Genomic DNA, 25,616 nt, shown 5'->3' with positions numbered 1-25,616 from the left:
TCGCGCACCGGCCTCCGGCCCGCATGTCGGTTCAGGAGCGGGCGCCGTACACCCGCAGATAGTCGACCCGGTACGACATGGCGGTCACCCCCGGCTCCGGGGCGGGGTGGTACCGGCCGGCGCAGACGGAGAGATTGACGATGAGATGGGCCCGCCAGTCGCGGCCCACGCCCCTCCCGTCGGCGAAGACGCGCCGGCCGTTGACCCACCAGACGACGGTCCCGGACCGGAACTCCACCTTCAGCTCCACCCAGGTGCCGGGGCCGATCGCCGGGTGGGTGTAGTAGCGCAGGCCGCCCCGGACATGGTTCGAGAGCTCCAGCAGATGGGGGTTGTCGGGGTGGTACTCGAAGATGTCGATCTCGTTCCCGCCGTCCAGCCAGGTCCAGATCGCGGGCCACGCGCCGGTCTCGGTGGGCAGCTGTACGCGCGTCTCCAGCACGTCTCCGGTGCGGACGGTGAACTCCTCGGGGCTGCCCTCGGTGGTCAGCAGCCCCGTGTTCCAGTAGCCGTCGGAGCGGGCCGTCGCCCGGAAGACGCCGCCGCGGCTGTACTCCGGGTCGGGTACGAGATGATCGAGCTTGTTGTCTCCCGGATTGGTCGGCCCGCCGCCGGGATACGCCCACGAGTGCCCCGCGACCCACTGTTCCGTGGAGGAGAAGTCGGCGGTGAAGCGTGGTGTACGGGGCGTACAAGGCGTCCGGGACGGGTCGGGCGTACCGCTGCTCACCGTTCTCATGCTAGGGATCCAGGGCCGGGCGCGGGGGTGGCCGGACCGCGTGGGCGGGGGCGGTCATGTGTTCGTACGCCCGGCCAGTGCGTCACCCCGTGCGTGGCGGGTGGCCCGCCGGGAGGCGCCGGGTCCACACGAGAACGAGGACGGACGCCAGCGCCGCGAGGGCACACCAGGTGGAGATGAACTCCAGCCGCCAGAACGCCGCGCACACCACGGCTCCGTACGCGACGACCACGCCGAGCAGCCGCACCGCCGGATCGCCGCCCATGAGCAGGGCGCCGACCGTGGCGAGGAGATAGGCCACCACGAAGAACGGGGTGTGCGGGAGGCCGAGCGCGTACCCGACGGTATGGCCGCGGATCTCGGCCGTCACCGTCCGATGGACGAGGAAGTACGACAGCGCCGCCGCGGTGCCGAGCCCGATCGCGGCCGGAACCATCAGCCGGCGCCGCGCCCGGGCCGGCGCGGCGAGCAGCACGGCGAACGGCACCCACACGGCCAGTACGGGCAGCGCGATCACGGCCCAGGCGAGGGTGGCCGGGCCCGCGCCGCCGCCCGAGCGCCACACGACCGATTCGATGATCTGGTGGGCGCCGAGGAGCAGCGGCAGCGCGGCGAACGGCAGATCACGGGCCCTGCGCACGCGCGCCACACAGGCCACGCCGACCACGGTGATACCGGCGCCCGCCACAAGATCGGCTGTCGCACTCCAGCACACCCGTACCACGGTACGCGTCCGCCCGTTTCCCGCCCGGCCGCCCGCGCGGCGCCAATTTCTGTGGTCATCGACGCAGAACTCAGCTTGATGGGCGATGAAGATTTGTGGCAGGGCGGGTGGAGTGATAATGCCCGCTGTGCCCGGCCGCTCGCGCCGTGCTACTGTTGATCTCAGTTGCGGTTGTGGTTCCCAACGACTTCAAGTGCTCTTACCGGCTCTATCCGCCGGTGGGTGCGCTTTTCTATTTCCGGGCATTCTCCGGACGGGGTGATCACCGCGGTGACGTGGGGTCCGCGCAGTGCGGATCTCCGGGCTGAACGCCCCGAAGGAGTTTCCCGCGCTTTTCACAGAGCCCGTTCCGCACACATTGACGGTGCCCGGAACACGACGCGCGGTTCCGGCTGTTCACCGCCCCGGACCGGCTCTGGTTTCTATATGTATCGGCTCGTTCTTGCGATTCTCTGTGCGGATTTCCTGCCGAGAATTCTCGATACGTGCCCATCGAGAAAGGTTCTGAATGAACCGCGCAGCACGCACGAACGACCGTTACTCCCGGACCCGTACGGGCGGCTCCGCCGGCTCCGGCCGGGGCAGCCGCTTCGGCTCGGGCGCCGCCGGCCGTTCCGGCTCCCAGGGTCGTTCCGGCGCCCCGGGCCGTTCCGGCGGTGGCTCCGGGCGGCGCCCCGCCGCGCCGAAGGGCGAGTTCGCCCTCCCGGTCACCCTCACCCCGGCCCTGCCGGCGGCCGTGTCCTTCGCCGACCTGGACATGCCGTCCGAACTGCTCAAGACGCTCACCGCCCTGGGTGTCAGCGAGCCGTTCCCGATCCAGGCGGCCACGCTGCCCAACTCGCTGGCCGGCCGGGACGTGCTCGGCCGGGGGCGCACCGGCTCCGGCAAGACCCTCGCCTTCGGCCTGGCGCTGCTGGCCCGCACCGCCGGACAGCGCGCCCAGCCCAAGCAGCCGCTGGCGCTGATCCTCGTCCCGACCAGGGAACTGGCGCAGCAGGTCACCGACGCGCTCACCCCGTACGCCCGGTCGCTGAGGCTGCGGCTGGCCACGGTCGTCGGCGGAATGTCGATCGGCCGGCAGTCCAGCGCGCTGCGCGGCGGCACGGAGATCGTCGTCGCCACCCCGGGACGGCTCAAGGACCTCATCGACCGTGGTGACTGCCGGCTGGACCGGGTCGCCATCACGGTGCTCGACGAGGCCGACCAGATGGCCGACATGGGATTCATGCCCCAGGTCACCGCGCTGCTCGACCAGGTACGCGCCGAGGGCCAGCGGCTGCTGTTCTCCGCCACCCTCGACCGCAATGTCGATCTTCTGGTCCGCCGCTATCTCCACGACCCGGTGGTGCACTCCGTCGACCCGTCCGCGGGCGCGGTCACCACGATGGAGCACCACGTACTCCACGTCCACGGCGCCGACAAATACGCCACCACCACGGAGATCGCGGCGCGCGACGGCCGGGTGCTGATGTTCCTGGACACCAAGCACGCCGTCGACCGGCTCACCGAGCATCTGCTGAACAGCGGGGTACGCGCCGCCGCGCTGCACGGCGGCAAGTCCCAGCCCCAGCGCACCCGCACGCTCGCCCAGTTCAAGACCGGCCATGTCACGGTGCTGGTGGCCACCAATGTGGCGGCCCGCGGCATTCACATCGACAATCTCGACCTCGTCGTCAACGTCGACCCGCCCAGCGACCACAAGGACTATCTGCACCGCGGCGGGCGCACCGCACGGGCCGGCGAGTCCGGCAGTGTCGTCACGCTGGTCCTGCCGAACCAGCGGCGTGAGATGAACCGGCTGATGGCCGACGCGGGCATCACCCCGCAGACCGCCCAGGTCCGTTCGGGCGAGGCCGAACTGAGCCGTATCACGGGTGCCCAGGCGCCCTCGGGCGTTCCGGTCACCATCACCGCGCCGGTTCCCGAGCGGGCCGGGCGCGGTCCCTCCCAGGCCCGTGGCCGCGGCCGCGGGGGTCAGGGCCGCCGCGGCTCCGCCGGTTCCGCGGCCAAGGCGCGCACCGGCGGCGCGCAGCGCCAGTCGCCCCGTAACGGCACCGCCTGAGCCGGTGGCCGAACACGGCGGAAGGGCCCCGGTACCAGCTGGTACCGGGGCCCTTCCCCTGTGGTGTGCCGGGCCGACCGAGACGGCCCGGGGGGTTCGGAGAGGGAGCGGACGGTCTCAGCCGTCGGAGTAGCTGAGGTCTCCCACTGTCCAGGCGTTCACATCCCCGATGGCGATGCGGTACATACCGCCGGTCTCCGGGATCCCGAGACTTCCCTGGAGGATTCGGGCGACATGGAAATGCAGATGGGTGGGCGGCTCGTCCGGTCGCGGTGAGCGGGCGTCAGCGCCGGGCGGTCCGAAGACGGCGGCGAACGGCCCCAGCCGCTCGGAGTCCTCCAGGACCTCGGCGACCCGCTCCCTCCACACCACTTCCGGCGCCAGCCGTCCTGTGATGACGGCGCCCTGGACGACCACGGTGAGGGACATCTGATTGCTTTGCTCGGACTCCACGGTGGTGGCGATGTCAACAAGCAGATGATCAGGCTTCGACATGGGCGCCGACTCTACTACGCGGGCGGCGCCCTGAGTGGGCGTATGAAGACGTCAGGGAAGCCTCTCCGTGTAGGTGATCCGCTTCAGGTGGTAGTACTCGGCGACACAGCGGGCCGGCCAGACCCTGATTCCCCGCTGTCCGAAGGGTTCCCCCATTCCGCTGACGGACAGCGGCCTGTACGGGAGGACCCGCGCGCCCTGTGCCGCCTGCTCCCGCAGCCACCGGTCCTGGTGGTCCCACTTCTCGGCGCGCACCCGCATCTGCTCGCCCAACTCGCCGAGCGGAAAGGCGAGTCCGACGCACACGGCGACACACATCGCCGCCCCGGCGGCCGTCGCGACGACACCCGTACGCCTCGTGTGTCCCCGCAGCGCCCGTCCCAGGAGTGCTCCGGCGCCCACCAGAAGCGCCACATACAGCAGGAGGTAGTCGTTCCAGGTCCGGGGCGCGACCACCACATGCGATCCGAAGAGCGGGTACGTGATGACGGTGCAGAGGTATCCGGCGACCAGGAAGGTGACGGTGCCCGCGCCCAGCAGGAAGAGCGGGCGGCACGGCAGCAGCGCCGGAACGCGCCCTTCGCGATTCCCGGTCAGCAGCGCCAGCAGCACACCGGCCGCGAGGGCGCCCAGATACTGCCAGTTGGTCAGCAGGGTCCCGAGGATGTCCAGATACCCGTCCAGCGAGTCCGCCAGCGACTCGGGCGCGAACATCGAGGCGGTGCCCGCGTCGAACCGCGCACGGCGGTTGCGCGATCCGGGGGAGGTGAGCAGCAGCAGTGTGCCGATCCCGATCCCGGCCACACCGGCCAGGCACCAGACGCGCGCGTGGGCCCGTACGCGGGGGGCGAGGATCTGGCGGTTGAGCAGCAGCAGGGCCGTCAGCACGACCAGCGCGACGACCGATGTCTCCTCCGAGAGTGTGCCGAGGAAGACGCCCACGACGAGAGCGGAGGCCGCCGCCACGACCCGTCCCCGGCGCGATCGGGCCCACAGCAGAGGCACCGCCGCCGCGCACGCCAGTACCGGCGCCGCGGTGTGCGAGACGGAGGAGGCGGGCCAGTAGAAGGTCTTGTACGTGTTGAGGCTCGCGAAGAGAAACACCACCGTCACCATCGACGCGACGAGCAGTGGTACCCCGCGCGGCGCCGTCCGGCCCGCAAGGCGCAGCAGCAGTACGGTCACGGCCCACAGCAGTCCCAGCATCACCACACCACTGACCAGGCCGAACCACTGGTGGCCCGCGACCCCGAACTTCGCGTACGCCCCGACCAGCAGGCCGTTGCCGAGCCGTCCGTTGTCCGTGAAGTAGAACTTCCCGACCAGCGCCGCGATGCCGTGATCGCGCACGCTGGGCAGGAAGCACCACTCGTCCGCGCTGGGACGGACATGGCGGCCGAGCCAGAAGGCCGACCCGAGAAGGCCCAGAGGCAGTGTCAGCAGGACCGGTAGCGCGTATCCCGGCCAGGAACGCGCGGGACGCGCGGAATGTGCTGGTGGTACGGATGGACCGCGGCCGTTCTCCCGCTTCCGCCCGGTTCCTTCGCCCGGCTGTTCCGGGATGACGACGCTCGACGCGCCCGCGGCCATGGACACCACTGCCTTTCGAGAGGGGACGGGGCTTTCGGGAGCGGACGGGAATGTTCCGTATCCGGCGGGCCCGCGGCCGCCCGCCGGTGCCCTATCGCTCCGAACGGGCTTGTCCCACGGAAGCCGCCGACGGGGCACCGGACGGAAAGGGCGTACGCGTCGATTCCGTTTCCCGGACCACATAGTGCGGACGGCGCTTCGCCTCGTGGTAAATCCGCCCGACGTACTCGCCGATGACGCCGAGCGTGGCGAGCTGAATTCCGCTCAGCGCCACGATGGCGGTCATGAGCGTCGTATAGCCGGGCGCGTCCACACCGTTGAGGGCGACATTCGCGATGATCCACAGCGCGTAGACGAGCGCGGAGAGAAAGAGCCAGAGACCGGTATGGATGGCGAGACGCAGCGGGCGGCTGTTGAAGGAGAGCAGCCCGTCGATGCCGTAGTTCAGCAGATTCCGGCCGCCCCACTTCGAGGTGCCGGCCGCGCGCTGGACATTTCGGTAGGTGAAGCTCGCGGTGTCGAAGCCGATCCAGGAGAAGATTCCCTTGGAGAATCTGTTGCTCTCCGGCAGGGACAGCACGCTGTTCACCGCGTGGCGCGAGAGCAGTCTGAAATCACCTGCCCCGTCCACGACATGGACATCCATACAGCGCCGCACCAGCCGGTAGTAGACCCGGCTGAGCGCGGTGCGCAGGGCGCTCTCGCCCGCGCGGTCGCGCTGCGCCACGACCTGGTCGTAGCCGTGCCGGTGCAGCTCCAGCATGCGGGGCACCAGCTCAGGGGGGTGCTGGAGATCCGCGTCCATGAGCACGACGGCGTCGCCCCTGGACATGCGCAGTCCCGCGAGCATCGCGGCTTCCTTGCCGAAGTTGCGGCTGAAGGAGGTGTAGCGGACGCGCGGGTCCGCCGCCGCCAGTTCGCTGAGCTGCCGTCTGGTTCCGTCCACGCTGCCGTCGTCCACGTAGCAGATCTCCAGGGTCTGCCGGGTCGGTTCGAGCGCGGCGAGCAGAGCGGTGTGAAAGGCGCCGAGCACCTCGCTCTCGTTGAAACACGGTACGACAATGGAAATCTGAGGGGTCGTCATCTCACTCCACATACCCGTGATGGGGCGGGAAGGAATGGTCACCGAAAGGGAACGGGTCGCGAGGGAAAGCCGTTGATTTTACGGTGCTGTTCGTGGTGTTGAGGGGGCGTTACCCGATCCCGCCCGTACGGTTTCCGGAGCTGTCACGGAAAACGCGGTACGCGCGTGGGGACGTGTATGTCAGCGGGTGCCGGCCGACGGGCATATGGGCAGGAAGAGCTGTGATGGAACGTTCCTCACTCTTCTTCCTCCGGTTCACGCCGCGTTCACTGATGCGGTGGCAACTATAAGATTTATCTATCGCCTGCTCAAGCGTCACGACGGCATGGCGCCGAGGCGGCTGAAGCGTTTCTTCAGCATCGTCACGCCGTGTAGGCATGCGCGGCGGACGATGGAATGCGAGACCCGTGTGCTGTGATATGCGGCACAGTCGAAGGTCCTGAGACGGATCCCGCATTTCAGGGGCATGACAGGTCGATATCACGCACATGATCCGCGGATTGCCGCCACCGGCGGCGCGTCCGATTGCTGCCCGCTCGCGAGGGTTCTGCGGCCGCGGAGTGTGTGGGTCGGCGGCGATGTGCAACTCGTCGCTGAGTGTGACGAGTTGACCCCTGGGAGGCAAGGCCAGTTAACTACCGGCCAGTCACCTTCATGGTCTGCCCCCCACGGTCAACCCCCCACTTCGATCCGGGAGACTTCATGCGGATGCCGGAATCCGTCGCGTCCATTGAGTCCTCACTGCCTCAGTCGGTCATCGCCGTCAACCCGCTCCACCGCTCGTCACCACGGCTGACGGCCGCAGCGGCGCGGGCGGGTGCGCTCAGTGTGCTCGAACTGTCCACCGGTGATCCGAGGAGCGTCGCCGACACACTCGACCGCACCGTGCGCTGGTCGTCGCTGCCGTTCGGTGTGCGCATACGGCCGGGCTGCACCGTCACCGCGGCGGATCTGCCCGAGGCGGTGGACACCGTGCTGCTGGCGGACCCCGGGCGGGCACCGGGAGAGTTCGCCGGGCGCCGGGTCCTGGTGGAGGTGACCGATCCGGCGGGCGCGCGGCAGGCCGCCTCGGCCGGGGCCGCCGGACTGATCGTGCGCGGTGCGGAAAGCGGCGGCAGGGCCGGTGAGCTGAGTACGTTCGTCCTGCTCCAGCGGGTACTGGCGGACCCTGACCTCGCGCTGCCGGTCTGGGCCTGCGGTGGTATCGGGCCGCACACGGCCGCCGCCGCTGTCGCCGGAGGCGCGACGGGTGTCGTACTCGACACCCAGCTCGCGCTGTTCGACGAGGCGGGCCTGCCCGCGGAGCTCACCGGCGCGCTCACCGGGCTCGACGGCTCCGAGACCGTGCTGCACCACGGGACCCGCGTGCTGCGCCGACGTGGCCCCGGCGCCCCCGAACTCCCCGCGGATCCGGTCGAGTTCGCCGCCAGGGTCGGCAGTGACGATCCCCGCACCCAGTTCCTGCCGGTCGGTCAGGACGCCTTCCTCGCGGCCTCCTTCGCCGGGCGCTGGAAGTCGGTGGGCGATGCGATACGGGGCGTCCGGGCGGCGATATCCGCCGCCGTCGAGGACGACCGGCCCGCCGCCGCGCTGGCCGCGGACTCGGCCGGCGCGCAGGCGCTCGGCACCCGATTCCCCATCGCCCAGGGGCCGATGACCCGGGTCAGCGACGAGCCGGAGTTCGCCGCCGCCGTCGCGGCCGGGGGCGGCCTGCCGTTCCTGGCCCTGGCGCTCGCGAACGCGGACCGCACCCGGACGATGCTGGAGCGCACCCGCGAAGCCCTCGGCGACGCCCCCTGTGGAGTCGGTGTGCTCGGGTTCGCCGACGAGGAGATCAGATCCGCGCAGCTGGAGGTCGTACGGGAACTGCGGCCGACGCACGCGATCATCGCGGGCGGCAGGCCCGCCCAGGCCGCCGCGCTGGAGGCGGAGGGCATCACCACCTTCCTCCATGTGCCCTCCCCGGGGCTGCTGCGGCAGTTCCTCGCGGCCGGCGCGCGACGGTTCATCTTCGAGGGCGCCGAGTGCGGCGGGCATGTCGGGCCGCGCAACAGCTTCCCGCTGTGGGAGGCGCAGACCGAGGTCCTGCTCGACTTCATCGCCGAGAACGGCGACGAGACCGCCGCCGAGCTGACCGTTCTGTTCGCCGGCGGCATCCACGACGCGCGCTCCGCCGCGATGGCGGCGGCCCTCGCCGCCCCGCTGACCCGCGCGGGAGCCGCGTTCGGCGTGCTGATGGGCACCGCGTATCTCTTCACCGAGGAGGCGGTCGCGGCCGGTGCCATCCAGCCGCTCTTCCAGCGCCGTATCGTCGCCGCCGAACGGACCGATCTGCTGGAGACCGCCCCCGGGCACGCCACCCGCTGCGCCCACAGCGCCATCACCGGCGACTTCGCGCGCCTCAAGGCCGAGCTGCGGGGACAGGGCGTGCCCGACCGGGAGATCTGGGAACAGCTGGAGCGGTTCAACGTCGGCAGGCTCCGGCTCGCCAGCAAGGGCATCGAGCGGGTCGGCGACGAGCTGCGGCCGGTCGACGAGACGCGCCAGTCCGACGAGGGCATGTTCATGGCGGGGGAGGTCTGCGTCCTGCGCGAATCCGTCACCACCGTCGCGGCGCTCCACGAGTCCGTCGCCGACGGGGCCGCCGGATGGCTGCGCTCCCGGGCCGCGGAGCTGCGCACCGTACTCGGGCTCGACCGCGTGGACGATGCCGCCCGGAGCGCCCCCGAGCCGCTGCGGATCGCGGTGGTGGGCATGGCGGGCATGTTCCCCGGCGCCCCCGACCTCGCCGAGTTCTGGGCCAACATCCTGGCGGGGAAGGACTGCGTCACCGAGGTCCCGGCCCACCGCTGGGACGCGGAGCGGTACTACGCGCCGGACGGCGACGGTGAGCACACCCCCTCCCGCTGGGGCGGATTCCTGCCCGAGATCCCCTTCGACCCGCTGCGCTACGGCATCCCGCCGGCCTCGCTCGCCAGCATCGAACCCGTACAGCTGCTCGCGCTGGAGGCCGCGCGGCGCGCGCTCGCCGACGCCGGGTACGACGGCGCGGACACCGATCACGCCCGTACCTCGGTGGTGTTCGGCGCGGAGGCGGGCAGCGATCTGTCCAACGCGACGACCCTGCGCACGGTGCTGCCCGGATATGTCGGCACGATCCCGTCCGCGCTCGACGAACAGCTGCCCCGGCTGACCGAGGACTCCTTCCCCGGGATGCTCGCCAATGTCATCGCGGGCCGGATCGCCAACCGGCTGGACCTCGGCGGCGCCAACTACACCGTGGACGCGGCGTGCGCGTCCTCGCTCACCGCCGTGGACGTGGCCTGCAAGGAACTGATCACCGGCACCAGCGATCTGGTGCTCTGCGGCGGCGCCGACCTGCACAACGGCATCAACGACTATCTGCTGTTCTCCTCCGTGCACGCGCTCTCCCCGACCGGCCGCTCCGCCACCTTCGACGGCGCCGCCGACGGCATCGCGCTCGGCGAGGGCGTGGCCTGTGTGGCGCTCAAGCGGCTGGCCGACGCCGAGCGCGACGGAGACCGGATCTACGCGGTGATCGACGGCGTCGGCAGCGCCAGCGACGGCCGGGCGCTCGGCCTGACCGCGCCCCGCCCGGCCGGCCAGCGCTCCGCGCTCACCCGCGCCTACCGCAACGCCGGTGTGTCCCCCGCCGATGTCGGACTGATCGAGGCGCACGGCACCGGCACCGTCGTCGGCGACCGCACCGAACTCGCCACGCTGACCGAGGTGTTCACCGAAGCCGGGGCCGAGCCGGCCGGCTGCGCGATCGGCTCGGTGAAGTCCCAGATCGGCCACACCAAGTGCGCGGCGGGACTCGCCGGACTGATCAAGACCACCCTGGCTCTCTACCACGGGGTGAAGCCGCCGACCCTGCACGTGCGGGAGCCCAACGCGGCCTGGGACGGCGACAGCAGCCCGTTCGTCTTCCACACCGCCGCCAGGCCGTGGGCCGCCGAGCCCGCGGACCGTATCGCGGGAGTGAGCGCTTTCGGATTCGGCGGCACGAATTTCCATGTCGTTCTACGCGCGTACGACCAGGCGCCGGCCGCCCATACGCTGGACACCTGGCCCGCGGAGCTGTTCACGTTCCGTGGCCGGGACGCCGCCGCGGCGCGCCGCGCGGCCCGCGCGCTCCTTGAGCTGATCCAGCGCGGAGGCGCATGGCGCCTGCGCGACTACGCGCGTCACGCGGCCCATCGAAGCGACCAGGCCGCGGTACGCGACGAGCCGGTACGGATCGCCGTCGTGGCACCGACCCTCACCGCGCTGCCCGGACTGCTGCGCAGGGCCGCCGACGGGGAGCACGACCCGGAGGCCGGGCTGCATACCTGTGACGACACCGCGACCGGCTCCACCGGCACGGACGGCGAGGCACCCGGAAAGCTCGCCTTCCTCTTCCCCGGACAGGGCAGCCAGCGCCCCGGCATGCTCGCCGAACTCTTCGTCGCCTTCCCCGAGTTGCAGCGTTACCTCCAGCTCGGCGCCCGTTGGTCGGACGCGCTCTACCCGCCGGCCGCCTTCGACGAGGAGACGAAGGCCGGCCAGCTGGCCCGGATCACCGACACCTCCGTCGCCCAGCCCGCGCTCGGTGTGGTCGAACTCGCCGCCGCCGAACTGCTCGCCTCCCTCGGCGTACGCCCGGCCATGGCCGCGGGCCACAGCTATGGCGAACTGGTCGCGCTCGGCGTGGCCGGCGCGCTCGCACCCCAGGACGTCCTCACCGCGAGCGCCGCCCGCGCCGAGGCGATCCTCGCCCAGGTGGCGGACGGCGACGCCGGCACGATGGCGGCCGTCACCGCCGGCGTCGAGCAGGTCGAGGACGTGCTGCGGCGGGCCGGTCTCGCCGGGGACGTCGTCGCCGCCAACCACAACGCGCCCCGGCAGACCGTCATCTCGGGCCCCACCGAGCCGATGGCCGCCGCCGTCACCCATCTGCGGGACGCGGGCTACTCGGCGAAACCGCTCCAGGTGGCCTGTGCCTTCCACAGCCCCCTGCTGGCCGGCGCGGGCGACGCCTTCGCCGACCGCCTGGCGTCCATGACCGTCCACCCGACCGCCTTCGACGTCTGGGCCAACCGCACGGCCGAGTCGTATCCGCCGGACCCCGAGGCGATCCGGGCCGGTCTCGCCGCGCAGATCGGCGCGCCCGTCCGGTTCACCGAGCAGATCGAGGCCATGTACGCGGCGGGCGCCCGGGTCTTCGCCGAGGTGGGGCCCGGCCGCGTACTGAGCGGGCTGGTCTCGGCGGTCCTCGGCGACCGCCCGCACCGTACGGTCCCGCTCGACGGCGGCCGGGGCGCCGGACTGACCGGCTTCCTCACCGCCCTGGCCCAGCTCGCCGTCGGCGGAGCCGATGTCCGCACCGCCCGGCTCTTCCAGGGACGCGACGCCGTCGACCCCGAGAGCGCGGTCCCCGAGCGCACCGCCGGCTGGACGGTGGACGGCCAGCTCGTCCGTCTCGCCGACGGCACCATTCCCCCCAACGCCCTGCACCCCGCCCGACCCGTTACGGAGCTGATCGTGCCGGAGAACCACGCCCACCACGGCGCCGCGGCGTCGGGTCCCGACGCACTCGTCGCCGAATTCCTGCGCACCAGCAGGGACTTGGTGGCGGCGCAGCGAGACGTCATGCTGAGCTATCTCGGCGGCCCCGCGGCCGTCCCGGTGGACCGGCCGGCCGTCCACGCCGCCGCGCCCCAGCTGTCCGCCCCCGTCGCACTGCCCGCCGCGCCTGTCCCCGCGACCGCTGTCGTCACGACCGCTGTCGTCACGACCGCTCCTCCGGCGCCGGCTGTCGCCGCTCCGGTGCTGGATCGTGCGGCGGTGTTGGGCGCGGTGTTGGCGGTGGTGGCGGAGCGTACGGGTTATCCGGTGGACATGATCGAGCCTGATCTTGATCTGGAAGCGGATCTGAGTGTGGACTCGATCAAGCGGACGGAGATCGCGGGTGAGTTGGCGGTCCGGTTGGGTCTGCCGGTCGACGGTGGTGCGGAGTTGGACGGGTTGAGCGCGGCCCGCACGGCCGCCGGGATCGCCGGACTCCTCGCCACCCGGCTCGGTGGAGGGGAGAGCGCCGAGACGTCTGCCCCCAAGGCGGGTCCCGCCGAGTCCGGGACATCCGGCTCGCCCGCCGGGCCCGCTGCCGAGATCGTGCCGCCGCAGCGGCTGGAGTTCACCGAGGCCGAACTGCCGGCGGTGACCGGGACCGTGGACAGCGGAAGTACGGTGCTGGTCCTGGGCGGCGGTGAGCTGGCCCCGGTCGTGGCCGACCGGCTGCGCGCGGCCGGCGCTGTGCCCCGGCTCATACCCAGTGGAGAGCTGCCCGAGGGCGGCGCCGACGCCGTGCTCTGTCTGGACGCCCTCGACGCGGCCGAGGCGCCGCTGCCCGAGGCCTTCCCGCTCTTCCAGAGCGTGCTGGCCGGCGCACCGCGCCGGCTGCTCGCCGTCGAGCGCAGGACCGAGGGCGCGGCCAGCGGTCTGCGCGGCTTCTTCCGCAGCGTCGCCCGGGAGTACCCCGAGCTCGCCGCGACCCTGGTCGAGGTGGCGCCCGGCGCCGCACCGGACGCGATCGCCGACGCACTGGTCACCGAACTCGCCGCCACGGAACGCGAGCCGGTCGTCCTGACCGACGGCGGTACCCGGCGCGCCCTGCGGCTGACCCTCACCGACCTGGGCTCGCTGGCCGCCACCGGCGCGGGCCCGGCCGGTGACGGGGTCGCGGAGGCCGAGGCGGCGGGGCTCGACCGGGACGCCGTCGTCCTGCTGGTCGGCGGAGCACGCGGGATCACCGCGCGGTTCGCCCGTACGATCGCCTCCGTCAGCCGGTGCCGTATCGAACTGATGGGCCGCACACCGGTCCCCGCCGGCACCGAGGACCCGGCGACCGCCGGAGCCACGGACCGCGCCGGGCTGCGGGCCGTCTTCCTCGCCGCCGGACCGGCCTCGCCCGCCGAGATCGAGCGCCGGGTGTCCGCCACGCTCGCCGCGCGCGAGGTGCGGGACACGATCGCCGGACTGCGGGCGCTCGGCAGCCAGGTCCGCTACCACTGCGTCGATGTGCTCGACGGTGAGGCGGTACGGGCCACGGTCAAGGACATCCACGCCGAGCACGGCAGGCTCGACGGTGTCGTCTACGCCGCCGGGGTCATCGAGGACAAGCTGATCGCCGAGAAGCCGGTCGAGTCGTTCCGCCGGGTGTTCTCCACCAAGGTGGGCGGGGCGCGCGCGGTGCTCGACGCGGTCGACTCGCTGCCCACCGGGCCACGCTTCGCCGTACTGTTCGGCAGCATCGCCGCCGCGCTCGGCAACCGGGGGCAGTCCGACTACGCCGCCGCCAACGACGCGCTGGAGGAGCTGGGACGGCGCTGGTCCACCGCCGACCGGCGCGGACTCACCGTCCACTGGGGCCCCTGGGCCGCGGCCGAGACGAACGGCGGCATGGTCACCCCGGAGCTGATGCGCTCGTACGCGTCGCGCGGCATCAAGCTCATCGACCCCGAAGAGGGTCCGCTGAGCCTCCTGCGTGAACTCGCCTGGGGCGCCCCCTCGGTGCACGCCGCGGTCTACACCGCCTCCGGCTGGTGACCGGGATGCGTCCGCGGACGTCCGCGGGCTCCGGGACACCGGTGGCCATCGTCGGGATGGCCGCGTTCTTCCCCGGCGCGCGGGACCTGGACAGCTACTGGCACAACATCGTCAACGGGGTCGACGCGATCAGTGACGTACCGGCCGACCGCTGGGACGGGGAGTTCTACGCGCCCGACGGGCCCCGGCGCAGCGACCGGGTGTACTGCCGGCGCGGCGGATTCGTCGACCAGGAAGCCGAGTTCGATGTCACGCGGTTCGGCATCATGCCCACCTCCGTGGCGGGCACCGAGCCCGACCAGCTGATCGCGCTCGATGTCGCCCACCGGTCCATCGAGGACGCGGGCGGGGACCCCGTACTCCCCGCCGACCGGCAGCGCGCCGGGATCGTCCTGGGCCGGGGCGGCTATCTGACGCCCGGTCTGGTCCGGCTCGACCAGCGGGTGCGTACGGCGGGCCAGGTCGTCCGTACGCTCCGTGAGCTGGCGCCCGAGCTCGGCGAGGACAGGATCGAGGAGGTACGGGCGGCCTTCGCCGCCCAACTCGGCCCCGAGCAGCCGGAGTCGGCCATCGGGCTCGTGCCCAATCTGGCCGCCTCGCGCGTCGCCAACCGGCTCGATCTGCGCGGCCCCGCCTACACCGTGGACGCCGCCTGTGCCTCCTCGCTGGTGGCGGTCGACCACGCGGTCCGTGAACTGGCCGCCGGGCGTTGTGATGTCATGCTGGCCGGCGGTGTGCACCACTGCCACGACATCACCCTCTGGAGTGTGTTCAGCCAGCTCGGCGCGCTCTCGCCGAGCGAGCGGATCCGTCCGCTGCACGCCGGCGCCGACGGGGTGCTGATCGGTGAGGGCACCGGTGTCGTGGTGCTCAAACGGCTCGCGGACGCCGAGCGGGACGGCGACCGTGTCTACGCCGTGGTGTCCGGGACGGGAGTGGCCAGCGACGGCCGCTCCGCCAGCCTCTTCAACCCCGACCCCGGCGGCCAGATCCGCGCGGTACGGCAGGCGTGGGACGCGGCGGGTCTCGACCCGCGCGCGGCCGACGCCCTGGGGCTGCTGGAGGCACACGGCACCGCCACCGTCGCGGGTGACCGCGCCGAACTGACCACGCTCGCCGAGGTGTTCGGCCCGGCCATGGGCGAGCGGGCGGCCATCGGCTCGGTGAAGTCCATGATCGGGCACACCATGCCGGCCGCCGGGATCGCCGGGCTGATCAAGGCGGCGCTGGCGATCCACCACGGGGTGCTGCCCCCGACCCTGCACTGCGACGAGCCGAACCCGGCACTGGACGGCACCCGGTTCGCCCCGCTGGCGAAGGCCGGGCCCTGGGCGGAGCCCGCGACCGGCGCCCCGCGCCGGGCGGGCGTCAACGCCTTCGGCTTCGGCGGTATCAACGCCCATGTCGTACTGGAGCAGCCGGCCACCGCCCCCGCCGCCCGGAAGGCCCGTACGACGGTGACCGAGCCCGAGCGGGTGCTGCGGCTCGCCGCGGCGAGCACCGCGGAGCTGGCCGACCTGCTGGCCGCCGACGACTCCACCGTCCTCGCGGCCGGGCTCGACGAGCGCGCTCCGGCGGCCGGGACCGTACGGCTCGGCATCGTCGACCCGACCGCGCGCCGGCTGAAGCTGGCACGCAAGGCCGTCACCAAGGGCGCCGCCTGGCGTGGCCGCAGCGATGTGTGGTTCAGCCCGCGCCCACTGCTCGGTCCGGCCGGTGGCGGACGGACCGCGTTCGTCTTCCCGGGCCTCGAAGCGGAGTTCGAGCCCCAAGTGGCCGAGCTGGCCGAGCGGTTCGGTCTCTCGTGGTCGGCCGGCGAGGACGCCAGGGTCGGCGATGTGGGACGCCATGGAGCCGCGGTGTTCCAGCTCGGGCGTGTCCTCGACACCGCGCTGCGCAGGCTCGCCGTCGTGCCCGACGCGGTCGCCGGGCACAGCGTGGGGGAGTGGACCGCCATGGCCTGCGGCGGCATCCACGCCGCCGACGAGGTGGACACCTTCCTCGCGGGCTTCGACCCGGACGCGCTGCGCGTGCCCGGCGCCGTCTTCGCCGTGCTCGGGATGCCCGCCGACAAGGTGCCGGCCGAGCTGGGCGGCCGTACCGATGTGGTGCTCTCGCACGACAACGCGCCGAACCAGTCGATGATCTGCGGCCCGGAGGAGGCCGTGGGCGAACTGGTCCTGCGCTTGAGGGGCCAGGGCGTGATCGGGCAGGTGCTGCCGTTCCGGTCCGGCTTCCACACCCCGATGCTCGCGCCGTACCTCGATCCGATCCGGCGCGCGGCGGAGACCTACACCCTCCACCCTCAGACCACCCCGGTCTGGTCCGCGACCACCGCCGCGCCCTACCCGGCGGAACCGGCCGCCGTACGGGAGCTGTTCGTCCGGCATCTGCTCGAACCGGTGCGGTTCCGGCTCATGATCGCCGCGATGCACCAGGCGGGGTACCGCGCGTTCATCCAACTGGGCGCGGGGCAGCTGGGCTCGCTGATCGACGACACCCTGGCGGGCGAGGACCGGCTCGTCGTCTCCGCCCACTCCACGGCCAGGGACAGTCTGGCGCAGCTGCGCCGGGTGGTCACCGCGCTCTGGGCGGACGGCGCCGCTCCCGATGTCGCGCCGCTGCTGGGGCCCGTGACCGCGACGGCGGTCCGTACCGCGACCGCGCGGCCGGCCCGGCCAGGGGTACGTCTCGATCTCGGCGGGGCCCTCGTCTCCCTTCCGGAGCGGACCAGGAAGGCGCTGACCGGGAGCCTTTCCAGGACCGTCACCCCCACGGCCTCGCCCGCGCTCGCCGTCGCCGACGGCGGGGCGCTGGAACTGCTCGGCCGGGCAGGCGCGCGGTTCCCCGTGGCCGCGGAACTCTCCGCGCTGCTGCACGACACCGCGGCCGTCGCGAACGAACTCATCGGCGCGGGCGCCACGCACCGGCGCCCCGCACCGGCCCGCCGGGGACCCTCGACGGGCACGCCCGCTCCGGGCCCGGCCCCCGCCCCGGCCGTGGCGCCGGTCCCCGAGGTCCTGCGGGTGGACGTCGCCGCGATGCCGTACCTGCTCGACCACTGCTTCTTCCGGCAGCGCCCCGGATGGCCCGACGAGGCCGACCGCTGGCCGATCGTGCCCGCCACCACCGTCATCGGCCATCTCATGGAGATCGCCGAACGCGCCGTGCCCGGAACGCGGGCCGTCGCCGTGCACGAGGTACGGCTGCTGAAATGGATCGAGGCCATGCCGTCCGTCGACGTACCCGTGGTGGTACGGCGGCAGGCGCCGGACCGGGTCGAGGTGAGCCTGACCGGCTACTCCCGGGCAGTGGTCGAACTGGCCCCGCGCTATCCGGCGGCGCCCGCGCCGTGGCCGGTGGACCCGGCCGCCGAACGCGCCCCCGGCCTGCGGGCCGAACAGCTCTACAGCGAACGGTGGATGTTCCACGGGCCGCGCTTCCAGGGCGTCAGCGAACTGACCGCCCTCGGCGATCTGTCGGTACGGGGCGTCATCACCGCGCCGGACGCCCCCGGCGCCCTCCTCGACAACGTCGGACAGCTCCTCGGCTACTGGATCATGGCGACGCTCACCGAGCGCACCACGGTCTTCCCGATCGGGATGGACCGGATCCGGTTCCACGGGCCGGAACCGAAGCCGGGGGAGCGGCTGGACTGTCTGATCCGGATCACCGAGATCACCGACCTCACCCTCACCGCGGACATGCAGCTGGTCCACGAGGGCCGGGTCTGGGCGGAGTTCACCGGGTGGCAGGACCGGAGGTTCGACACCGACCCCAACATCCGCGCGGTGGACCGCTTCCCCGGCAGCAACACCCTCTCCACGGCCGAGCCCGAGGGCTGGACGACGGTGCACGAGCGCTGGCCCGATCTGGCCACCCGCGAGCTGATCATGCGCAATATGCTCGGTGGCGCCGAACGCGCCGGGTATGACGCACTGCCCCCTGTCCGCCGTCGGCAGTGGCTGCTCGGCCGGGTCGCCGCCAAGGACGCGATCCGCGGGCTCCTGTGGCGGGAGGGCGCGGACGAGATCTATCCGGCCGAGATCGCCGTACGCAACGACGACTCGGGGCGGCCCCTCGCCCAGGGGGTGCACGGACGCGCGCTGGGCGAGCTGACCGTGTCGATCGCCCACTGCCGGGAGACCGGAGTGGCCATCGCCCGGCGCGGATCGTGCGGGATCGACGTCGAGGAGATCACCGACCGGCCGAGATCCGCCGCCGAGATGGCCTGCGACAGCGGCGAACTGGCCTTGCTGGACGGGCTGGTGGCAGCGGCCCCGGACAGCGGGCCCGGCTGGTTCACCCGGTTCTGGACGGCCAAGGAGGCCGTGGCCAAGGCACGCGGCACCGGTCTGCGCGGCAGACCCCGGGACTACCGCGTGGTGGCGGCGGACGCGCAGAGGCTGCGCGTGGTGACCGAGGGCCGGGCGTACGAGGTGAGTGCCCGGCAGGTGGCCAATCCACCGGGACTGCCCGAGCGGCAGTACATCGTCGCCTGGACGACCGATGACAACGAGACAGGAGAGTCTGATGAGCACTGAGGCGATCGGGATCATGACCACGGAGCCGCTGGACAGCGATGATGCCGCTGTGCTGGCGGACATCACCCGGATGCTGCGCGAACTGCTGGCGCAGGACGGACTCGACGACGCCGAGATCAGCCGGGAGACCACCTTCCACGACGATCTCGAACTGGAGAGCATCGATCTGGTGACGCTCGCCGGCATCCTGCGCGAGCACTACGGGGACCGGGTCAACCTCGCCCTGTTCATCGCCGATCTCGAACTCGACGAGATCATCGCCCTCACCGTCGGTGAGCTGGCCGACTATGTCGCGGCGTCGCTGCGCTCCACCGCCACAGGACAGGGCTGAACCGATGACGAAGATCCGTACCGGCGAGATCACCACACATGTGCAGCGGCTCCCCGCCGCCACCCGGCCCGCGGACGGCGGTGAGACGCCCGTCGTCGTGTTCGTGCACGGTCTGCTCACCGACAGCCTGGCCAGCTACTACTTCACCCTGGGCCCGGCCTTCGCCGCCGCGGGCCTCGACGTGATCATGTACGACCTGCGTGGCCACGGCCGCAGCGACCGGCCGGCCACCGGCTACCGTCTGGAGTCCTTCGTCGCCGACCTCGCCGGACTGCTCGACGCGCTCGGCGAGACCCGCCGGGTGCATGTCGTCGGCAACTCCTTCGGCGGTACGGTGGCCGCCGCGCTCGCCGCGTGGCACCCCGACCGGGTCGCCACGGTCACCATGATCGAGTCCGAGCCGCCGGTCACGGAGTGGACCCGGCACATGGCCGACGGGCTCGCGGACGCCAAGAGCCAGCTCGCCCGCGAGGATGTCATCGGCTGGATCTCCGCCCATCACGGCGCGCACACCGCCCGGCTCTCCCGGGGCGCCGGCCGTATCCTGCGGGTCACCACCCTGGCCGAGGACATCCCCGCCGGACGCGTCATCGACGACGATCTCTCCGCGCTCGACTGCCCGGTGCTGGCCATCTTCGGCGACGAGTCCGGCCTGAGCGCCCAAGTGGACTCCCTGGAAGCGAAGTTGGCCTCCTGCCGCACCGTGGTCCTGGCCGAGCAGGGCCACTCCGTACTCGTGGAGCGCACCGAGGAGACCCGGGACCTGATCCTGGAGTGGGTACGGGAACACACCCTCGCCGGGGCGGTGCGGTGACCCGCTTCCTGCTCGTCGTCCCACCCCTGGTCGGGCATGTCAACCCGCTGGTCGGGGTGGCCGGTGAACTCGCCCGGCGGGGGCATCCGGTGGCGTGGGCGGGCCATGCCGAGCAGATCCGCCGGCTCGCCGGACAGGACGCCACCGCCCTCGACTGCCCCATGCCCGAGAACGGACTGGTCAGGCCGCCGGGGCTGACCGGACCCGCCGCCTTCCGGTTCCTGTGGGAGGAGTTCTTCGTCCCGCTGGCCGACCGGATGGCGCCGGGGGTCGAGGACGCCATCGACGCGTTCCGCCCGGATGTCGTCCTCGGCGACCAGCACGCCGTGGCGGGCGCGCTGATCGCGGAGCGCAGGGGCATCCCTTACGTCACCTCCGCGACGACCTCGGCCGAACTCATCGACCCGCTGGCGGGGATGCCCAAGGTGGCCGCCTGGCTCGATGAGCTGCTCGGCGCGCTGCGCGCGCGTATCGGCGACCCGGCGAGCACGGCCGACCCGCGCTTCTCCCCGTACGGTGTCATCGCCTTCACCGGGCGCGAACTGCTCGGTGACGCGCCGCTGCCCTGGGAGCGGACACATCTGGTCGGACCGGCCATCGCGCCGCGCGCCGACCGCTCCGACTTCCCGTGGGAGGAACTGGATCCGGGGCGCCCCACCGTTCTCGTCTCGCTCGGCACGGCCAACGCGGACGCGGGCGGCCGGTTCCTGGCGGAGGCCGTCACCGCCCTCGACGGGCTCGGGGACGCGGTACAGGGTGTCGTGGTCGACCCCGGCCATACGCTCTCGGCGGTGCCACCGGGAATCCTCGTACGCGCCCATGTGCCCCAACTCGATCTGCTGGCACGGGCCGACGCCGTCGTCTGCCACGCCGGACACAACACCGTGTGCGAGTCGCTGTGGCACGGGCTGCCGCTCGTCCTCGCCCCCATCCGCGACGACCAGCCCATCGTCGCGCAACAGGTGGTCGACGCGGGCGCGGGGGTGCGGGTCCGCTTCAACCGGGTGAACGCCGCCCGGCTGGCCACGGCCGTCGAGACCGTACTGGACAGCGCCTCCGGCCACCGCGCCGCCGCCGAGGCGATCGGCAGGTCCTTCCGCGCGGCGGGCGGCCAGGTCACCGCCGCCGACCACTTGGAGCGGATCGCGGCACACCACGTACCCGTCCCCGCGACCCACTGAACACCCCCACTCCCCACCCCTTCTCCCCCCGGTGAACCCCCTCCCGACCAGCGAACCCGGACCCCCCATGACAACGGTTTCCGCTCCTCCCACGACGGCCGGGACCCCTCGGCCACCCGCGCCGGCCCAGCCCCCCGAGCCGCCCGCGACGCCCCCGCTGCGCGTACTGCTGCGCTACGCCCGCCCGCATCGGACGGTGCTGCTCGCCACGCTGCTCCTCGTGCTGGCCGCCAGCGCCGCCGGACTCGTCCAACCGCTGGTGGCCCAGCACGTACTGGACGGACTGAGCGACGGACGCGGGGTGCTCGGGCCCGTGCTGCTGCTGGCCGCGCTCGTCGTCCTGGGCGCCGGGCTCACCGGACTCCAGTCCTGGTGGCAGCAGCGCACCTCGGAGCGTGTGGTCCGGCAGATCCGCCGCGACCTGGTGTTCCGGCTGATACGGCTGCGCGTACCCGAGCTGGACCGCCGTCCTCCGGGCGACCTCATCTCGCGCGTCACCTCCGACAGCGCCCTCGTCCAGAACGCCGCCACCGAGGGGCTGGTGATGGTCTCCAACGGCGTGCTCAGCATTCTCGGCGCGGTGGTGCTGATGGGCGTGGTGCATCCGGGACTGCTCGGGGTCACCGCCGGCGTCCTGATCGCCGTCGCGCTGGTGATGACGCTCGTCCTGCCCCGGATCCGTGAAGCGGTCGCCCGCGCCCAGGAGTCGGTCGGCGCGGTGGGCGCCGCACTGGACCGTACGCTCGGCGCCGCCAGGACCGTCAAGGCCAACGGCGCCGAGGGCAGGGAGACAGCACGCGCCGGGGACGCCATCGAAGGCGCCTACCGCGCCGGACTGGCCGGCGCCCGCTATGTCGCGCTGGTGAAGGTCCTCTCCGGGGTGTCCATCCAGGCGGCGTTCCTCGCGGTGCTCGGCGTGGGCGGCGCGCTGGTGGCCTCCGGCGACCTCGAAGCCTCCGCCCTGATCGCCTTCCTGCTGTACGTGTTCTATCTGGCGAGCCCTGTCGGCTCACTGGTCGCCGGGCTGAGCATGCTGCAACAGGGGCTCGGCGCCGTCGGCCGTATCGAGCAGGTCAAGCACATGCCGGTCGAGGACGATGTGGACGACCCGCGCGCCGCCGCCCTGGCCGCGCCCGGCGCGCCGCCGGTCGAGTTCCGGGACGTACGGTTCGCCTACCCCGGCCGCGCATCCGCCCTGCGCGGTATCTCGTACACCGTCGCAGGCGGCACCCAGACCGCGCTGGTCGGACTCTCCGGTGCGGGCAAGACCACGATGTTCGCCCTGCTCCAGCGCTTCCACGAACCGGCCGCCGGACAGATCCTGATCGACGGCGTCGACATCGCCACCCTGCCCCGGTCGGAGGTGCGCAGGCGCATCGCCTATGTGGAGCAGGAATCGCCCGTGATGGCCGGCACCATCGAGGACAATCTGCGCTACGCCGCGACCGGCGCGTCGGACGAGGACATCGCGGAGGTCCTCGGGCTCACCCGGCTCGACTCCCTGATCGACCGGCTGCCCGAAGGACTGCGCACCGAGGTCGGCAACCGCGGTGTGACGCTGTCGGGCGGTGAGCGGCAGCGGCTGGCCATCGCGCGTGCGCTGCTGCGCCGGCCGGAGGTGCTGCTCCTGGACGAGGCCACCGCCCAGCTCGACGCGAGCAACGAACGGGCGCTGCGGGAGGCGGTGGACCAGGCGGCCAGACGGTGCACCGTGATCCTGATCGCGCACCGGCTGTCCACCGTGACCGGGGCCGACCAGATCGTGGTACTCGAACACGGTCTGGTGCGCGCGGCGGGAACCCACGCGGAGCTGGTCGAGGCCGATGTCCTCTACCGCGAACTCGCCTCCTCCCAGATGCTGGTGAGCGAGGGCGATGAGGGCATCGACGCATGGGCGGCCGACGGGCCGCGCTGACAGAAAGAAACGGCGGGGGACAGGGCACAAGGGAAATGGCAGTGGGGGCGTTCCGCGAAAGAAAGCGGAACGCCCCCACTTATGTGATCGACAGGCCGGTGGGCCTGTTGCTCCGTCAGCCGGTGAGGGCGTTCAGAGCGGCCAGATAACCGTCGCGGTGACCCGCGGCGTTCGGGTGGTAGGACTCGTTGATCTTGTCCCATTCCAGGCTGGTGAGCCAGGTGGAACCGGACGAGCAGATCGTGTGCGGGTCGAATACCGGTCGGGCGTCCAGGAATTCAAAACCGGCGGCCGCCGCACGGGCGGACATGACGGAGGCCAGGGTGTCGGCCGCGGAGTTCAGCGCGGTACGTTCGGTGTCACTCAGTCCGAAAATTCCGCAGGAACCCCCGATGGTGTAGAGCCGGGGATATCCGATGACGATGACTCTCGCGTTGGGCGCGGCGGCACGCACCGCGCTGTAGGTCGTCGCGAGCGCCGGGGACAGAGCCGACTCCGCCGCCTGCTTCGCCAGCGCGACGCCGTTGAGGCAGTCCCGGTCGTCGATGGTGAGGACGCAGTTGGTCAGTACGTCGACAAAGCCGACATCGTTGCCGCCGACCTGCAGCGTCACCAGTGTCGTGTCCGCGGTGAGCTGCGGGATCTGGGAGTTGATCACCTCGGCCGTGGTCGCACCCGAACACGACGCCTCGACGAACGCCACCGAGCTGTGCTGAGCCGCCCACAGCCGCGGGTAGGTCAGCGGGCCCCGGCGGCACGCGTGATTGGGGTCGTCGTAGGTACGGGTGCCGGGAGCGACCGCGTACGAGTCACCCATCGCCACGTACTTACCGTCGGCCGCGTACGCGGACGGCGAGATCGTGACCGCCGCGACGATGGCCAGAAAGACGGCGAACAGTGCCTTTATTGAACGCACGGAGATTCTTCTCCAGGAGTGGGGGGACAAGGACCCCACTTGGATAGCAGTTCACGGCGGCGAGTGACGATGGATTCAATGAAAAACTGATGACGTTTCATGTGCCACATGGATCGCGGTGGCCACCAGGCCCCGGTCCGCGATCCAACGGCCCTGGAATTCACCGATATGACGGTCGTCCACGAAGGGGCCCGGTACCAGAAGCCTTGCCTGAAAGGTCCGTTCGACCGGGTCGATGTCGATTTCCGCCTCGGAGAAGTCGAGTTCGCGTTGGGTGAGCGGATACCACACCTTGAAGACGCTTTCCTTGGCGCTGAAAATCAGCCGGTCATAACTGACCCCGGGGTGACGTTCGGTGAGGGTCGAGATCAGGGTCCGCTCGGCCGGCAGCGTGATGACATCGAGCACACCGTCGGGCAGCGGCGCGTCGGGCTCCGCGTCGATGCCGAGCGCCGCCGTTTCCCCGGATCTGGCCACCACCGCGGCGCGGTAGCCGTCGCAGTGCGTCATGCTGCCGACGATGCCTTCCGGCCACTGGGGCGCCCCGCGCCGGTTGGGGAGCAGCGGTACGGGCCGCTGCCCGAGACGGCGCATCGCGCGCCGGGCCAGGAACCGTACGGTGGTGAACTCCCGCTGCCGTTTGGGAACCGCGTTCGCCACCAGCGCCTTCTCCTGCGGGAACAGCTCTTCGCCCGGCTCGTGCCCGTCGTCGTAGGCCGCCTCGGCGGCGACCTCGGCGGGCAGTACCTCCCCGATCACCTGGCCACCTCTCCGGCCGGCTCGGGCAGGATCTGGCGCAGCGGCTCCCGGGGCGGGCGTTTGCGCCACTCGCGCGGATAGCCGATCGACACCTCCTCGAAGCGCACCCCGTCGTGCCAGGTGACCCGGGGGATGTGCAGATGCCCGTAGACCACGGCGGCGGAACGGAAGCGCACATGCCAGTCGGCGGTCAGTTCCGTACCGCACCACTGGGCGAACTCCGGGTAGTACAGAATGCGCGTGGGGTCGCGGACCAGCGGGAAGTGGTTGACCAGAACCGTACGCAGGGACGGATCGATCGCCGACAGGCGGCGCTCGGTCTCCTCGACGCGCGACCAGCACCAGGCGTCCCGGCCCGCGAACGGATCGGGGTGCAGGAAGTACTCGTCGGAGCAGACCACGCCCGCCTCATGGGCCAGCCGCAGCGACTCCTCCGTCGTGGTCGCGCCGGGCGCCCGGAAGGAGTAGTCGTAGAGCACGAAGAGCGGCGCGATCGCCGCCGGACCGCCGGCGCCCCGCCAGACGGGATAGGGGTCCTCCGGGGTGGCGATGCCCAGCCCCCGGCACAGCTCCACCAGATGGAGATAGCGCTTCTCGCCGCGCAGATCGCACGGATCCTGGGGATGGGTCCACAGCTCATGGTTTCCCGGCGCCCAGATCACCTTCGCGAACCGCTCGCTGAGCAGCCGCAGCGCCCACTCGATATCGGCGTACTTCTCGGCGACATCGCCCGCGACGATCAGCCAGTCGTCGTCCGAGGCCGGGCGCAGTTCCTCGACCAGAGCGCGGTTCTCGTCGTACACGACATGCAGATCGCTGACGGCGAGGAGTTTTCCGTCGGGCACAATACCGTC

At 71.9% G+C, this 25,616-nt stretch carries 15 protein-coding genes; 7 read left to right on the top strand and 8 right to left on the bottom strand.

Going from position 1 to position 25,616, the window contains the following annotated elements; translation table 11 throughout:
- Positions 1–31 precede the first annotated feature (31 nt).
- Positions 32–739, bottom strand: coding sequence for a beta-glucanase (locus tag M1203_RS13275; protein ID WP_374402848.1), 708 nt, complete (start codon positions 737–739; stop codon positions 32–34).
- Positions 740–821: 82 nt separating this feature from the next.
- Complete coding sequence (locus M1203_RS13270) at positions 822–1,454, bottom strand: DUF6629 family protein (RefSeq protein WP_249949835.1); 633 nt, start codon at positions 1,452–1,454, stop codon at positions 822–824.
- 517 nt (positions 1,455–1,971) lie between these two features.
- On the opposite strand from M1203_RS13270, the gene M1203_RS13265 reads away from it, so the two are divergent.
- Entirely contained in the window at positions 1,972–3,525 is a 1,554-nt protein-coding gene (locus M1203_RS13265; RefSeq protein ID WP_249949834.1) for a DEAD/DEAH box helicase, read from the top strand.
- Between the two features lie 117 nt (positions 3,526–3,642).
- On the opposite strand, the gene M1203_RS13260 is transcribed toward M1203_RS13265, so the two are convergent.
- From M1203_RS13260 to M1203_RS13250, 3 genes are all read right to left on the bottom strand, one after another.
- Entirely contained in the window at positions 3,643–4,020 is a 378-nt protein-coding gene (locus tag M1203_RS13260; RefSeq protein WP_249949833.1) for a hypothetical protein, read from the bottom strand.
- A 51-nt stretch (positions 4,021–4,071) separates the two neighbouring features.
- Complete coding sequence (locus M1203_RS13255; protein ID WP_249949832.1) at positions 4,072–5,610, bottom strand: DUF6056 family protein; 1,539 nt, start codon at positions 5,608–5,610, stop codon at positions 4,072–4,074.
- Between the two features lie 91 nt (positions 5,611–5,701).
- Positions 5,702–6,694, bottom strand: a complete 993-nt coding sequence (locus M1203_RS13250) for a glycosyltransferase family 2 protein (protein ID WP_249949831.1) — start codon at positions 6,692–6,694, stop codon at positions 5,702–5,704.
- A 702-nt stretch (positions 6,695–7,396) separates the two neighbouring features.
- Here M1203_RS13250 and M1203_RS13245 point away from each other — a divergent pair.
- The 6 genes from M1203_RS13245 to M1203_RS13220 all read left to right on the top strand — a co-directional run bounded on the left by M1203_RS13245 (position 7,397) and on the right by M1203_RS13220 (position 23,087).
- Positions 7,397–14,302 (top strand): type I polyketide synthase, encoded by a 6,906-nt coding sequence (locus M1203_RS13245; protein ID WP_249949830.1) that lies wholly within the window; start codon positions 7,397–7,399, stop codon positions 14,300–14,302.
- Positions 14,303–14,307: 5 nt separating this feature from the next.
- Positions 14,308–18,846 (top strand): type I polyketide synthase, encoded by a 4,539-nt coding sequence (locus M1203_RS13240; protein WP_249949829.1) that lies wholly within the window; start codon positions 14,308–14,310, stop codon positions 18,844–18,846.
- A complete protein-coding gene (locus M1203_RS13235; protein WP_249949828.1) occupies positions 18,836–19,177 on the top strand; it encodes an acyl carrier protein in 342 nt (113 codons plus the stop codon). Before M1203_RS13240 ends, M1203_RS13235 begins: the two co-directional genes overlap by 11 nt.
- 4 nt (positions 19,178–19,181) lie before the next feature.
- Entirely contained in the window at positions 19,182–19,991 is an 810-nt protein-coding gene (locus M1203_RS13230; RefSeq protein ID WP_249949827.1) for an alpha/beta fold hydrolase, read from the top strand.
- Positions 19,988–21,172, top strand: coding sequence for a glycosyltransferase (locus tag M1203_RS13225; protein WP_249949826.1), 1,185 nt, complete (start codon positions 19,988–19,990; stop codon positions 21,170–21,172). The genes M1203_RS13230 and M1203_RS13225 overlap by 4 nt, the downstream gene beginning before the upstream one ends.
- A 67-nt stretch (positions 21,173–21,239) precedes the next feature.
- Positions 21,240–23,087: an ABC transporter ATP-binding protein gene (locus tag M1203_RS13220; protein WP_249949825.1), complete on the top strand. Its 1,848-nt coding sequence runs from the start codon at positions 21,240–21,242 to the stop codon at positions 23,085–23,087.
- 115 nt (positions 23,088–23,202) lie between these two features.
- On the opposite strand, the gene M1203_RS13215 is transcribed toward M1203_RS13220, so the two are convergent.
- From M1203_RS13215 to M1203_RS13205, 3 genes are all read right to left on the bottom strand, one after another.
- A complete protein-coding gene (locus tag M1203_RS13215; RefSeq protein WP_249949824.1) occupies positions 23,203–24,003 on the bottom strand; it encodes an SGNH/GDSL hydrolase family protein in 801 nt (266 codons plus the stop codon).
- A gap of 75 nt (positions 24,004–24,078) precedes the next feature.
- Positions 24,079–24,762, bottom strand: coding sequence for a 4'-phosphopantetheinyl transferase superfamily protein (locus M1203_RS13210; RefSeq protein ID WP_249949823.1), 684 nt, complete (start codon positions 24,760–24,762; stop codon positions 24,079–24,081).
- The gene (locus tag M1203_RS13205) at positions 24,759–25,607 is read right to left on the bottom strand and encodes a metallophosphoesterase (RefSeq protein ID WP_249949822.1); all 849 of its coding nucleotides are present in this window, start codon (positions 25,605–25,607) and stop codon (positions 24,759–24,761) included. The genes M1203_RS13210 and M1203_RS13205 overlap by 4 nt, the downstream gene beginning before the upstream one ends.
- Positions 25,608–25,616 lie beyond the last annotated feature (9 nt).

It is taken from the genome of Streptomyces sp. 35G-GA-8 (genome assembly GCF_023534745.1).
Classification (GTDB): domain Bacteria; phylum Actinomycetota; class Actinomycetes; order Streptomycetales; family Streptomycetaceae; genus Streptomyces.
Note: the sequence above shows the minus strand (reverse complement) of the source record. Positions and strands in the feature narration are given on the sequence as shown.

Excerpts from the sequence above, each read along its gene's own strand:
- M1203_RS13275 (WP_374402848.1), bottom strand. The coding sequence starts at position 739 with ATGAGAACGGTGAGCAGCGGTACGCCCGACCCGTCCCGGACGCCTTGT.
- M1203_RS13265 (WP_249949834.1), top strand. The coding sequence starts at position 1,972 with ATGAACCGCGCAGCACGCACGAACGACCGTTACTCCCGGACCCGTACG.
- M1203_RS13260 (WP_249949833.1), bottom strand. The coding sequence starts at position 4,020 with ATGTCGAAGCCTGATCATCTGCTTGTTGACATCGCCACCACCGTGGAG.
- M1203_RS13255 (WP_249949832.1), bottom strand. The coding sequence starts at position 5,610 with ATGGCCGCGGGCGCGTCGAGCGTCGTCATCCCGGAACAGCCGGGCGAA.
- M1203_RS13250 (WP_249949831.1), bottom strand. The coding sequence starts at position 6,694 with ATGACGACCCCTCAGATTTCCATTGTCGTACCGTGTTTCAACGAGAGC.
- M1203_RS13245 (WP_249949830.1), top strand. The coding sequence starts at position 7,397 with ATGCGGATGCCGGAATCCGTCGCGTCCATTGAGTCCTCACTGCCTCAG.
- M1203_RS13240 (WP_249949829.1), top strand. The coding sequence starts at position 14,308 with ATGCGTCCGCGGACGTCCGCGGGCTCCGGGACACCGGTGGCCATCGTC.
- M1203_RS13235 (WP_249949828.1), top strand. The coding sequence starts at position 18,836 with ATGAGCACTGAGGCGATCGGGATCATGACCACGGAGCCGCTGGACAGC.
- M1203_RS13230 (WP_249949827.1), top strand. The coding sequence starts at position 19,182 with ATGACGAAGATCCGTACCGGCGAGATCACCACACATGTGCAGCGGCTC.
- M1203_RS13220 (WP_249949825.1), top strand. The coding sequence starts at position 21,240 with ATGACAACGGTTTCCGCTCCTCCCACGACGGCCGGGACCCCTCGGCCA.